Genomic DNA, 12,432 nt, shown 5'->3' on the forward strand with positions numbered 1-12,432 from the left:
CAGGGCCGTGTGCGCGGCGCGCCATGGGGGCCGCGCGAGCGTGCCTGTCCACGGAACGCCGCGCGCGCTCAACCGGGCAGCGCGCGATAATCGATCTTCCCCGTCGGGGTCCGCGGCAGCTCGTCCATCGTGACGATCGTCTCCGGGACCATGTACGGAGGCAGCCGCTCCGCGAGGTGCATCCGGAGCGCGCGCTCGTCCGCGTCGCTCGCGAGGGCGACGAAGCCGCGGAGCGTCTTGCCGAACCGCGCGTCCTCGACGGCGATCACGGCGGCCTGGCGCACGGCGGGGTGCGCCGCGAGCGCCGCCTCGACCTCGCCCGGCTCGACCCGGTAGCCCCGGATCTTCACCATCCGGTCGATGCGGCCGCGGAAGTAGAAGAGCCCGTCGGCCTTGCGCTCCACCCGGTCGCGCGTCCGGTACGGGCCGCCGCCCACGGTCGTCGGCCCCGAGACCACGAGCTCGCCCGTGCCGGGGCCCTCGATGGCGCGGCCGCCCTCCTCGTCGGCGTCCAGCGCCAGCAAGGCGCAGGCCGCGTAGGGGCACGCGACGCCGATCGGGACCTCGCTCACCCCGTCCAGCGCCGCGCGATCGACGCGGTGGAACGTGCAGACGTTCGTCTCGGTCGGGCCGTACAGGTTGTAGAGCGCCGCGCCGGGGGCGCGCGCCGCGAGCGCCGCGAGCTCGCGCGGCGGGAACACCTCGCCGGCGAAGAGGATGGCGCGCACCGGCGGCGAGAGCGCCCCGGCCGGCGCGCCGGGGCCCGCCGCGGGGAGCGCCGCGACGAGCTTCATGAACATCGACGGCACGCCGTAGATGACCGTCGGCGCGAGCGCGGCGACCGCGTCGCGCAGCGCGCGGCCCGAGGCGAGATCGCGCCGCGCCATGGTCGCGAGCGTCGCGCCGGCGCGGAAGGTCGCGAGGTGGTCGAACCACGCGAGATCGAAGACCAGCTCGGCCACCCGGAGCACCCGATCCGCCGGCGCGAGGCCGACGAGATCGATGCAGAAGGCGGTGAACGCGTCGAGCCCGGCCCACGTGATCGGCACCGGCTTCGGCTCGCCCGTGCTGCCGGAGGTGTGCAGGATGCACGCGAGCTCCTGCGCCTCGGCGCCGCCTTCGCCGCCCGCACGGGCGGGCGCCGCCCCGCGCAGCACCCGGCCCTCGGCGTCGAGCTCCACCCGCGCGAGGCCGCCGTCGAGCGCCGCGTCGATCCCGTCCGCGAGGCCCTCGGCCGCGGCGTCGAGCACGAGCGCCCGACACCCCCGGGCCCGCGCGATCCGCGCGAGCCGCGCGGGCGGCGCGGTCGCGTCGAGCGGGACCGCCACGGCGCCGGCCGTGAGCACCCCGACGAGCGCCACCGGCTCGTCGTGCGCGCGGCCCGAGGAGAGCAGCGCCACCCGGTCGCCCGGGCGCACGCCCGCCCCGGCGAGCGCCGCGCCGACGGCCGCCGCGCGCGCCGCGAGCTCGGCGTAGCTCACCGCGGCGCCGCGCGACGCGAGCGCCACGGCGCCGCCGCGCGCCAAAAGGTCCTCGGCGCGCAGCCGGTAGGGGGCGGCCACCGCGGCCCCGCTAGCCCCGCGCGGCCGCGATGCGGCCGGCGACGAAGCGCGCCATGCGGTCCACGGTCGACACCGCGTCGAGGTCCACCTCCTCGTCCGGGATCTTCACGCCGAAGCGCTGCTCGATGAACACGAGCACCCGCGTCAGCGACATCGAGTCGAACCCCGACCCGCCCTCGAAGAGATCCTCGTCCAGGGCGAGCGGCGCCTTGCGCAGCAGGATCTCGTTCACGATATGGTCGTGCAGCGCGCGCCGCACCGTCTCGAGGTCGTGTGTCACCGCGGTGTCCCTTTCCTGTCCTGTAAAGCCGCTCAGCCGAGCGCCGGCGTCGCCTTGCGGGCAAGATAATCGATGAGGTCGATCTTGGACACGACGCCGAGCACCGTCTCCTCGCCGACGACGAGCGCGATCTTCGCGTCGCTCAGGACGCCCTTCAGGAGCTCGACCTTCGTCGCCGGCGTCACGGTCGCATAGTCGCTCTCGACGAGCCCGCCGATGCTCGAGTCGAGCGTGCCGCTCCCCTCCACGAGGTGCCGCAAGAGGTCGATCTCGTGGACCATCCCGCGCAGCTTGCCGCGCTCGGTGACCGGGAGCTGGCTTATCCCGTGCGATTTCATCATGTCGATGACCTCGCGGACCCGCGCGTTCGCGTCGGCGGTGACCACCGCGCCGCTCGGCTTGACGGCGAGCAGATCGCGCACCGTCCCGAGGCCCTTGTCCTCCTCGAGGAAGCCGTTCTCGCGCATCCAGTCGTCGTTGAAGATCTTCGAGATGTACTTGGACGCGCCGTCGGGCAAGAGGACGAGGATGTTCTCCTTCTTCCCGCTCTGCCGCGCATACTTGATCGCGCCGGCGACCGCCGCGCCCGCGGAGCCGCCCACGAAGAGGCCCTCGAGCCGCACGAGATCCCGGGTCATGAGGAAGCATTCCTTGTCGTCGACCCGGACGATCTCGTCGATGATCTCGAGGTTCATCGTGCTCGGGAAGAAATCCTCGCCGATCCCCTCGACCTTGTAGGCGAAAGGCTTCGTGATCCGCTGGGTCTTCACGTAGTCGTAATAGAGCGAGCCGACCGGATCGACGCCGACCATCTTGATGTCCGGCCTCCGCTGCTTGAGGACCTTGCCGACGCCGCTGATGGTGCCGCCCGTCCCCATGCCGGCGACGAAGACGTCGAGCTCGTCCCCGCACTGCTCCCAGATCTCGGGGCCGGTGGAGCCGACGTGGGCCTCGGGGTTCGACGGGTTGTGGTACTGGTTCGCGTAAAAGCAGTTCGGCGTCTCGTCGGCGATGCGCTTCGCGACCTGGTAATAGCTGCGCGGATCGTCGGGCTCGACGGCGGTGGGACAGACCACGACGCGGGCGCCGTACGCGCGCAGGGTCGCGATCTTCTCCTGCGACATCTTGTCTGGCATGACGAAGACGCACTTGTATCCGCGGATGGCGGCGACCATGGCGAGGGCGGCGCCCGTGTTGCCGCTGGTCGCCTCGACGATCGTCCCGCCCGGCTTGAGCCCGCTCGCCTCGGCGTCGCGGATCATGTTCAGCGCGACCCGATCCTTGTGGCTGCCGCCCGGGTTCAGGTACTCGCACTTGACGTAGATGTCGCTCTGGAGCCCCTCGGTCACCCGGTTCAGCTTGACGATCGGCGTGTGGCCGACGGCCCTCGTGATATCGCTGAGCGCGCCTCGCATCATGGGGAAACCTCTTACCCGCCGCGCGCCGCAGCGACAAGGGGAGCAAGCGGCCGCGGCGGGCCGCGCACCATCGCCTCGCGTGCCGGCGCAGCGCGGTGGCTCACAAGCGTTTTCGCGATCGTCGGGCGGTCGATGAGATAGGGTATTATCCATGATCTCCCGCCGCGTCGCGCTCGCCGCAGCCGGTCTATCCTTCGCCGGCGCGCTCGCCCCGGGCCTGGCCCGCGCCGCGGGGCGCGCGCCCGCGCCGCTCCCGGCATTTCCCCTGTCGATCGCCGTGGCGGAGGAGGCGGCGGGGCAGCCGGTGCGCGACGACGCCTGGATCGACGCGCAGATCGCCGAGGCGATCCGGCTGTTCGAGCCCGCCGGCGTGGCGCTGCGCAAGGTGGGCTCGCGCGCGCTCGCCCCGCGCTTTTCGCGGCTCGAGACGCGCGCCGACCGGGACGCGCTCGCCGCGGCCATCGAGGCGCGCCGGATCAACGTAATGGTGGTCGCGTCGCTGCGCGACGTCGACGATCCGCGGCGCTTCCGGATGGGCGTGCACTGGCGGAACCGGGCGACGCCGGAGCGCCGCTGCGTCATCGTCGCGGCGAACGCGCGGCCCACCGTCCTCGCCCACGAGCTCGGGCACTTCTTCGGGCTCGGGCACAGCGGCGTCGACGACAACGTGATGAGCTACACGCGCACCGGGGCGCCCGTCTCCTTCGACCCGGCGCAGATCGAGAAGATCCGGTCCGCCGCGCGCGGGTACGCGGCGAGCAAGGCGTTCGAGCCCGCCTAGGGCGGGGACCCCTCATCGAGCGATCGGGGGAGCGGCCTCCGCTGCTGCCGTGTCCGCTCGCCTGGTAGTCTGTCGGGAGAGAAAAGCAGGAGAGTTTACCATGAAACCGCTGATGACCCACGTCGCGCTCCACGTGAGCGATCTCGACGCGACGATCGCCTTTTATCGCGAGTTCTGCGGGCTCAAGGTGGTTCACGAGCGCAACGACGCCGGCACGCGCGTCGCCTGGCTCGCCGAGGCGGGGAAGGAGCGGGCGTTCGTCCTGGTGATGATCGAGGGCGGCCGGCGCGCGCCGCAGGCGCCGGAGGACATGAGCCATTTCGGGTTTGCGCTCGAGAGCCGCGACGCCGTGGACGAGATCGCGCGCCGCGGCCGGGAGCACCTCGTCTGGCCGCCCAAGGAGCTGCCGTATCCGGTGGCGTATTTCTGCGCGCTCAAGGACCCGGACGGCAACTACGTCGAGTTCTCGTACGGCCAGCCGCTCGGACCCGGCGCCGAGGCGCGCGACGCGGAGCTCCTGGCGGCCTCGCGCTGAGCGAGCCAGGGCGCGGTCCCCCGCGCGCGCGCCGGAGCCCTCGTGTGCCCGGCGCCGCTCAGCCCCCGCACGCGCGCCCGAGGCGGCGCGCGACGCTCTCCGCGGTGCGCGCGCCGCCGATCGCCGCCGCCAGGGTGCTCTGCCCGGGAAACACCGAGTCGCCCACCATCCAGAGCCCGTCCTGCACCGGGCGCGGCCAGACCGACAGGTAGTGCCCGAGCCCCGCGCGCCGCGGCACGCCGCCGACGGCGCCGCCCGCGCGCCCGGCGAAGCGCGCGAACGTCCGCGGCGACGCCGTCAGCGCGTGCACGACGTTCGCGCTCCACTCGGGCGCGAGCGCCGCGAGCCCCTCGCGCATCCGCGCCTGGATCGCGCCGATGTACTCGCCCTGCCGCCCGGGCGGGAGCGCGCGGAGCTTCGCGAGCGGGACGTGCGTCGACACCGTGATCGTGCGGTGCCCCGGCGGCGCGCGGCCCTCCTCGGCGGCGCCGCTCGCGGACACGAACAGGTGGTTGCCCTCGATGAACGGCGCGCCCGGGTCCTGCACCAGCTCGAGGTGGTGCGCCGCGGGCGAGGCGCCCTCGGGCGCGCGCGCCACGAGGTAGAGCATCGCCGCGCCCCAGCCGCCCTCGTCGACGTCGCGCGCCAGCCGATCGAGCCGCGGCAGCGCGCCCGGGGCGGCGCCGAGCAGCGCGCGGAGGTCCTGCGGGAGCAGGTTCGCGATGACGTGGCGCGCGCGGATCTCGCCCGAGCGCGTCCCGGCGCGGAACCCCTCGGGGCCCGGCTCGAGCGAGCGCACCCGGGTCGCCATGCGCACCTCGCCGCCGAGCCGCTCGACCGCCCGGACGAGCGCCCACGCGAGCGCGCCGATGCCGCCGCGGACATGGCCCGTGCCGCGAAAGTAGTAGTCCATCGCCGCCATCGCGAACGGCGCCTCGGCCTCGGCGACCCCGCACTGCACCGTGATCTGGCAGAGCCCGTCGAGGTAGTGCCGGAGCGGGGCGAAGCCCGCGACGCCGAACCGCGCGAGCACGCCCTCGAGCGGCCGGCCGAGCACCGGCAGCAGCGCGGCGTAGCGCGGGGTGCTGGCCGCGTGGCGCACGAGCGCGCCCGCGCCGAGCGGCGGCAGCAGGGCGGGGTCGTCGAACAGCGCCCAGAGCGTGTCGGCGATGCGCGCCTGGTAGGCGAAGAAGGCGCGGACGCCGGCCGCCGGGGCGCCCGGCAGGCCCGCGAGGGCGGCGACGAGCGCCTCGCGGTCGCGGCCGATCGGGAGGCGGAGCGTGGGCGTCCGCAGCTCGACGAGCGGGTCGATCCAGTCGACCGCGACGTCGAGGCCGTGGCGCGCGATCCACCGGCCGAACAGCTGCTCCGGGGCGAGCCCGGAGAACAGCGTCGCCCCCGCCTCGAAGCGGTAGCCGCCGCGCTCGAAGGTGCTGGCGCAGCCGCCGGGGTACCGGAGCGCCTCGCACAGGACCACCTTCGCCCCCCGCTCGGCGAGCGAGAGCGCCGCCCCGAGGCCGCCGAAGCCGGCGCCGACGACGAGGACGTCCGCGCCCGCGCCGCGCGGCGCGCCTGGGCTGGCCGGGCTCACGCCGCACCTGTGTAGGGCGCCGCGCAATGGGGGCAAGACGGAGGGAGCATGGAGGGGCGATAGGGGAGATAGGGGAGAGAGCCGGCCAGCCCCGGCCATGCGCGGCACCGTCGTGGTAGGCTGGCGCGATGGGCTCCGAGCCGAAGGTTCACCCGAGCGCCGAGACGGCGCTCCTCAAGGTCCGCTCCAAAGAGATCGCGTTCAGCCGCTTCCGCGTGCAGGTGACGAACGGCCCCGACGCCGGGTCGTCCCAGGTGTCGGACGCCACGGAGTTCGTGATCGGCACGGCGCCCGGCAATCAGCTCATCCTGAGCGACCGGGCCGTCTCGCGGCACCATTGCGTGATCACCGTCACCCCGCGGGGCTTCTTGCTCCGCGATCTCGGCAGCAAGAACGGCACGACGCTCTCCGGCTTCCGCGTCGAGGCGGCCTACCTCCAGCCGGGCGCCACGCTCGGCCTCGGGCAGTCGACGCTCCGCTTCGAGCCGCTCGCCGAGGAGATCCGCGAGCCGCTCGGCGACGAGGACCGGTACGGCCGGGTGCTCGGGCAGAGCACCGGGATGCGCCGCATCTTCGCGGCGCTGCCGCGGATCGCCGCGTCGGACTCGACGGTGCTCATCGAGGGCGAGACGGGCACGGGCAAGGGCCTGCTCGCCGAGGCGATCCACGAGAACAGCCCGCGCGCGGGCGGGCCGTTCGTCGTGATCGACTGCGGATCCATCCCGCCGACCCTGATCGAGGCGGAGCTCTTCGGCCACGCGAAGGGCGCGTTCACGGGCGCGCAGGCGGCGCGCGCCGGCGCCTTCGAGGCGGCGCGGGGCGGCACCGTGCTGCTCGACGAGATGGGCGAGCTCCCGCTCGACATGCAGCCGAAGCTCCTGCGCGTGCTCGAGGAGCGGCAGATCCGGCGCATCGGCACGATCGAGCCGATCAAGCTCGACATCCGGGTCATCGCGACGACCAACCGCGACCTCCGCCAGGAGGTGAACCGCGGGAATTTCCGGTCGGATCTCTATTACCGGCTGAACATCGTCCGCCTCCGCGTCCCGGCGCTGCGCGAGCGCCCGGACGACATCGCGCTGCTCACGGCGCACTTCTACCGGCAGCTCGCGCAGGGGCCGGACCAGAGCCCGCCGGGCGAGCTGCTGGAGGCGTTCATGCGCCAGGACTGGCCGGGCAACGTCCGCGAGCTGCGCGGCGCGGTGGAGCGCGCGGTGCTGATGATCGATCCGGCGCTGTTCCGTGAGGCGGTGATGGCGGGGGAGAAGGAAGGCGGCGCCCCGGCGGTGGAGGCGCTCCGGGACGACGATCTCAGCCTGTCGTTCCGCGAGGCGAAGGAGCGCGCCGTGGCGCGCTGGGAGCGGACGTACCTCGCGGCCCTGGTGCGCGCGAACGGCGGCAACCTCTCGCGCGCCGCGCGCGCGGCGCGGATGGACCGGAGCCACCTGCGCGAGCTCCTCCAGCGGCACGGCGTCTCGGCGAACGAGGTGTGACGGCGCGAGGCCGCGCAGGAGCCCGGCCGGGGAGGGCCGGGCTCCCGTCGAGCGGGCGCTTTCGCGCCTCCTCGCGCGGGCGAGCGGGGCGCGCACCCTACTGATTGGCCTTCTGCCGGTTCTCTCCCCGGAGCTCCTTGGCCTTTCCTTCGGCCGCCATCTGCTCGTTGTCGACGAGCTTCCCGACCCGGTTCTTGATGGCGCCGGCGGCCTCCTCGAGCGCGCCCCGCGCGCGCTCATCCGCCTTGGCGTCCTCTTGCTGGACCCTTCCTTTGAGCTCCTTCGCGCGGCCCTCCGCCTCCATCTGCTCGTCGCCGAGCAGCTTGCCGAGGCCCTTCTTGAGCTTGCCGCCCATCTCCTCGGCGGCCCCTTCGTTCCGATCGCTCTCGTTGCTCATCGTACCCTCCTCAGGGTGAACGCCCGCAGAGCCTTTCTGCGGCGCGCCACTGCCCTCTGGAGATAGCAACCGCTGCGCCACCTCCGCGCCGGGGCGCATCGTCGAGGTCGTGGCGGCGATTGGGGCAGGCTACCTCGCCCGCTCTCTGCTTTTCAGCGCGTCTGAGGCAATCCGCCACGGCGCCGCGACGCGGGCGATCTCACGACCTGATCCGACCGTCCCGGCTCTCCAGGGCGCATTCCCCGCCGCGGTCGGATTTCGCGATGGAAAGGTGACCCGGCGCCGCTGTCCAGGCCGTTCAGCTCGCCTGATGGCCTGTGGAGAGGCCGGACTCCACGGCATGGCGCGGCGCTTGCTGAACAGACTGCATAGCAACCAGGAGCGCTTCGCTCCACTCTGGGAGGTTCATCATGTCGTTCATTCTCTTTCTCCTGTTTGGCCTCGTCGTCGGTGCTCTGGCGCGCCTTATCGTCCCGGGGCGTGAGCCTGGCGGGTGGGTCGTCTCGATGATCATCGGCGTCGTCGGCTCGTTCGTCGGCGGGCTGCTCGGCCGCATGCTCTTCATGTACCGCGAGGGTGAGCCGGCCGGGTTCTTCATGTCCCTGATCGGCGCCATCCTGCTCACGGCCGCCTATCAGGCGATCTCGCGCCGCCGCTCGGTGGTATGAAAGGGTCGATTGACCCTCTCGTGAGGCGCTACGCCCGATACCGTCTCAGGGCGCGACGAGGAGGAGCTCTCGCTCCGCTGCCGCGCCCCGTGACGTCGGGGATCGCCTTGGCCGACCGCACGAGGAGCGGGGGATGAGGCGCCGCTGTGCATGAGCTCGATCTCGGGCTCGAGCGCCGCGGCGCTCTCCTCCCTCCTCGCGGCAGGCCAGAGGGGGCCCTGTTCGTCGCATGGCTCGCCCCCCAGGGCCGTGCGACGAGCAGGGCCTCCTCGGCAGGCTGGAGGGGGCCTCGCTCGTCGCATGGCTCGCCCCCCAGGGCCGTGCGACGAGCCGGGTCCCTTCGGGCCGGCAGCCCGCGAACCGCCCCCCGGGAGACCCGGGACGGAGCGAAATGAAGACGGCGCGAGATGGCGCGTCGGCCCGGCGTCCGGCGCGCTCCCAGGCCGTCCCGCGCGATGCCCGGGTCCGCCGCGGGCCCCGCCAACTTGCCCGGTAGCGCTTGACGCCGCAGGATGCATTGGGCTTGCTAGCGCGCTCCGCGCTCTCGCCCAAGGTCCTGGCCATGTCGTTTTCCATCCTGCCCCCGCCGATCACGCCCCTCGCCGCGATCCTGCCGTCCGAGCCGCTGCTCCTCATGGGCGCCGGTCCGGTGCCGATTCCGCAGGCGGTGGCGCAGGCGAACGGGGTCATCATCAATCACCTCGGCCCGACCATGGACCGCGTCATCCAGAACGTGAAGTACATGGCGGCCTACGCGTTCCAGACGCGCAGCGACAAGATCATCGGCATCGCCGGGCCCGCGTCCGCGGCGATGGAGATGGCCGTCTCGAACCTGTGCTGGCCCGGGCGCAAGGTCCTCTGCCTGAAGGTGGGGACGTTCAGCGGCCGCCTCGGCGAGATGGCGCTCGGCGTGGGCGCCGACGTGACCTTCCTCGAGGGGCCCCCCGGCCGGCCCGTGACGCTCGCCGACGCGCGCGAGGCGATGAAGAAGCAGCGCTACGACGTGGTCACGATGGCGCACGGCGAGACGTCCTGCGGCGTCCGCATGGTGGAGCTGCCGGAGATCTGCAAGCTCGCGAAGTCGCAGGGCGCGCTCACGATCGTCGACGCGGTGGTCACGCTCACGGCCATGCCGGTGCACATGGACGAGTGGGGCATCGACGTCGGCATCGTCGGCGGGCAGAAGGCGCTGTCGTCGATCCCGGGCGTGTCGGCCTGCGCGTTCTCGCAGGATGCGTGGAAGACGGTCGAGGAGCGCCCCTCGCCGCGCCCGCACTGGTGCTACGACGCCACGCGCGCGCAGCGGTTCTGGGGCTACCAGCAATACCACTACACCGCGCCGGTGCCCGGCGTGCTCGCGCTGCACGAGGCGCTGCGCCTCGTCTGCGAGGAGACGCTCGAGCGGCGGTTCCGCCGCCACGAGATGAGCTCGCTGGCGATGCAGGCGGGCCTCGAGGCGATGGGGCTCGAGCTGTTCGCGTCGAAGGACGTGCGGCTCAACAGCGTGCTCGCGATCAAGCTGCCGAGCGGCATCGACAGCGCCCGGATCCGCGAGTACATGACCAAGGCCTTCCGCGTCGAGATCTCCGGCGCCTTCGGCCTCAACATCGTGCGCGTCGGGCAGATGGGCGAGCAGTGCCGCTCGCACAACCTGTTCAAGACGCTCTACGCGATGGGCATGAGCTTCCAGCGCGAGGGCGTGAAGCTCGACGTCTCGAAGGGCATGGCCGCGCTAGAGCAGGGCCTCGCGGGCGACCGCGAGTACTTCGTCGACTAGCGCGGCCCTCGCCGCCGGCCCTCGCCGCTAGCTGCGCCCGGCAGAGCCGTCGGCCGTCAGGCCGGCGACGGCGGCGCGGTCGCCGAACCGCCTCGCGGCGGCGAACGCCAGCTCGCGGCGCTGCCCGGCCTCGATCCGGCTCCGGTGCGCGTCGAGCAGGTCGCTGCGCGTCAGCACCCCGATCACCTTGCGCGGCGCCTCCCTGGACACGACCGGGAGCCTGCCGACCCCCTCGGTGACCATGTGATCGGCGGCCTCGCGGAGGGAGCTGTCCTCGAACACCACCGCGGGCGGGCGCCGGAGGAGGTCGCGGACCGAGAGCGCGCCGGGCTGCTCGGTGAGCAGATCGCGCTGGGTGACCACGCCGACGAGCTCGCCGCCGCTGTCCACGACGGGGAAGCCCTGGTGGCGCGAGCCCTCCGCCCGCGACAGCAGGAAGGCGCGGGCGGCCTCGACCGTGTCGTCGGCGGCGAGCGTCACGGCCGGGCGGGAGGCGACGTCGCGCACGAGGATCTGCGCCAGGTGGTCGGCCGCGTACTCGACCATCACGCGCGCGCCGCGGCGGGCGAGCTTCTCGGTCATGATGGAGTGCCGCATCAGCAGGCTCGAGACGAGGAACGCCGCGCTGCAGCCGCCGAGCAGCGGGAGGAGCCCCATCGGCTGCCGGGTCGTCTCGAAGGCGAAGACGACCGAGGCGAGGAGCGCCCGGGAGGCGCCCGCGAAGATCGCCGCCATCCCGACGAGCGCGGCGACGCGCGCGTCCACGCCGAGCCAGGGAAAGAGCGCGGCGGCGGAGAGGCCGAGGATCGCGCCGAGCCCGCCGCCGATGGTGAAGAGCGGCGCGAGCGTCCCGCCCGAGGTGCCGCTGCCGAGCGCGATCGACCAGGAGACGAACTTCAGCACCGAGAGCGACACGAGCGCGGCGAGCGCGAGGCGGCCGCTCAGGATGTCGTCGATGTTGTCGTAGCCCACGCCGAGCGTCTGCGGCGCGACGTAGCCCACCGCGCCGATCGCGACGGCGCCGATCGCGGGCCACCACATCCAGTGCAGCGGCAGCCGCTCGAACGCCTCCTCGATCGCGTAGATGGCGCGGGTCGCGCCCATCGCCGCGACGCCGAGCGCCGCGCCGAGCACGATGTAGAAGGCGAGCGCGGGGCCGGTCGAGGGCGCCACGGCCGCCATCTCGAACGCCGGCGCGGTCGCGCCGGCGGCGAGGCGCGCGGCGGCCGCCGTGGCGGCGGCGAGGGCGACGGGGATCACCGAGCGCGGGCGATACTCGAAGAGCAGGAGCTCGATCGCGAGCAGCACCGCCGCCACCGGGCTGCCGAACGTCGCCGACATGCCCGCCGCCGCGCCCGCGGCGAGCAGCGTCTTGCGCTCGTCCGCGGTGATCCGGAGCAGCTGCCCGACCAGCGAGCCGAGCGCCCCGCCGGTCGCGATGATCGGCCCCTCCGCGCCGAACGGCCCGCCGGTGCCGATCGCGATCGCAGCGGAGAGCGGCTTGAGCAGCGTCATCCTCGGCGGAATGCGGCTCTGGTTGAAGAGCACCTGCTCCATCGCCTCCGGGATCCCGTGGCCGCGGATCGCCTGGGAGCCGAAGCGCGCCATGAGGCCGACGACGAGCGCGCCGGCGATCGGGATGACGAGCACGAGCGCGCCCGCGTGGTGATCGGCAGGGGAGGCGGGCGCGGCGGAGAGCCGGCCGAAGAACGCGAGGTTCGTGATGACGGCGATGAGCGCGGTGAGCAGCTCCGCCGCGAGGAACGCGGCGCCGGCGATCGCGATCGCGAGGCCGCTCACGAGGACGACCCGCCGGTCGACGGCGGCGCCCGGGGCGGGGACGCGGAGGTCCTCGAGGGTCGGGCTCATGGAGGGGGCGACCGGGATGCTCTCGCCGGCCGCGGTATTTGGGGCGTGCACGCTGGACATG

11 protein-coding genes are annotated in these 12,432 nt (G+C 73.4%); 5 read left to right on the top strand and 6 right to left on the bottom strand.

Features of this window, described 5'->3' with window-relative positions:
• Positions 1-68 precede the first annotated feature (68 nt).
• Genes WMF26_RS03305 through WMF26_RS03315 form a run of 3 tightly spaced genes read right to left on the bottom strand, consistent with a single transcriptional unit; the run spans position 69 to position 3,260 of the window.
• Positions 69-1,562: an AMP-binding protein gene (locus tag WMF26_RS03305; protein ID WP_437999109.1), complete on the bottom strand. Its 1,494-nt coding sequence runs from the start codon at positions 1,560-1,562 to the stop codon at positions 69-71.
• A 10-nt stretch (positions 1,563-1,572) separates the two neighbouring features.
• Complete coding sequence (locus tag WMF26_RS03310) at positions 1,573-1,842, bottom strand: acyl carrier protein (protein ID WP_020732644.1); 270 nt, start codon at positions 1,840-1,842, stop codon at positions 1,573-1,575.
• A 32-nt stretch (positions 1,843-1,874) separates the two neighbouring features.
• A complete protein-coding gene (locus tag WMF26_RS03315) occupies positions 1,875-3,260 on the bottom strand; it encodes a cystathionine beta-synthase (RefSeq protein WP_437335762.1) in 1,386 nt (461 codons plus the stop codon).
• Between the two features lie 151 nt (positions 3,261-3,411).
• On the opposite strand from WMF26_RS03315, the gene WMF26_RS03320 reads away from it, so the two are divergent.
• Positions 3,412-4,041 (top strand): hypothetical protein, encoded by a 630-nt coding sequence (locus WMF26_RS03320; RefSeq protein WP_437999110.1) that lies wholly within the window; start codon positions 3,412-3,414, stop codon positions 4,039-4,041.
• A 100-nt stretch (positions 4,042-4,141) separates the two neighbouring features.
• Positions 4,142-4,576, top strand: a complete 435-nt coding sequence (locus tag WMF26_RS03325) for a VOC family protein (RefSeq protein ID WP_437953928.1) — start codon at positions 4,142-4,144, stop codon at positions 4,574-4,576.
• A 58-nt stretch (positions 4,577-4,634) separates the two neighbouring features.
• Here the strand turns inward: WMF26_RS03325 and WMF26_RS03330 are convergent, their stop codons facing one another.
• On the bottom strand, positions 4,635-6,167 hold the full coding sequence (locus WMF26_RS03330) for a phytoene desaturase family protein (protein ID WP_437999111.1): 1,533 nt from the start codon (positions 6,165-6,167) through the stop codon (positions 4,635-4,637).
• Positions 6,168-6,295: 128 nt separating this feature from the next.
• On the opposite strand from WMF26_RS03330, the gene WMF26_RS03335 reads away from it, so the two are divergent.
• Positions 6,296-7,660: a sigma 54-interacting transcriptional regulator gene (locus WMF26_RS03335; protein WP_020732652.1), complete on the top strand. Its 1,365-nt coding sequence runs from the start codon at positions 6,296-6,298 to the stop codon at positions 7,658-7,660.
• Between the two features lie 97 nt (positions 7,661-7,757).
• Here the strand turns inward: WMF26_RS03335 and WMF26_RS03340 are convergent, their stop codons facing one another.
• Positions 7,758-8,057, bottom strand: coding sequence for a CsbD family protein (locus WMF26_RS03340; protein ID WP_061629791.1), 300 nt, complete (start codon positions 8,055-8,057; stop codon positions 7,758-7,760).
• 410 nt (positions 8,058-8,467) lie between these two features.
• Here WMF26_RS03340 and WMF26_RS03345 point away from each other — a divergent pair, with 410 nt between their 5' ends.
• Positions 8,468-8,725 carry a GlsB/YeaQ/YmgE family stress response membrane protein gene (locus tag WMF26_RS03345; protein WP_020732654.1) on the top strand — a complete coding sequence of 86 codons (258 nt, stop codon included), beginning with the start codon at positions 8,468-8,470 and terminating at the stop codon, positions 8,723-8,725.
• 562 nt (positions 8,726-9,287) lie between these two features.
• Positions 9,288-10,502 (top strand): pyridoxal-phosphate-dependent aminotransferase family protein, encoded by a 1,215-nt coding sequence (locus WMF26_RS03350; RefSeq protein ID WP_437999112.1) that lies wholly within the window; start codon positions 9,288-9,290, stop codon positions 10,500-10,502.
• Positions 10,503-10,529: 27 nt separating this feature from the next.
• Here WMF26_RS03350 and WMF26_RS03355 read toward each other — a convergent pair whose 3' ends face one another.
• Entirely contained in the window at positions 10,530-12,431 is a 1,902-nt protein-coding gene (locus WMF26_RS03355) for a chloride channel protein (RefSeq protein ID WP_437999113.1), read from the bottom strand.
• Between the last annotated feature and the right edge of the window lies 1 nt (position 12,432).

The organism is Sorangium sp. So ce185 (assembly GCF_051526825.1).
Taxonomy (GTDB): Bacteria; Myxococcota_A; Polyangia; order Polyangiales; family Polyangiaceae; genus Sorangium; species Sorangium cellulosum_D.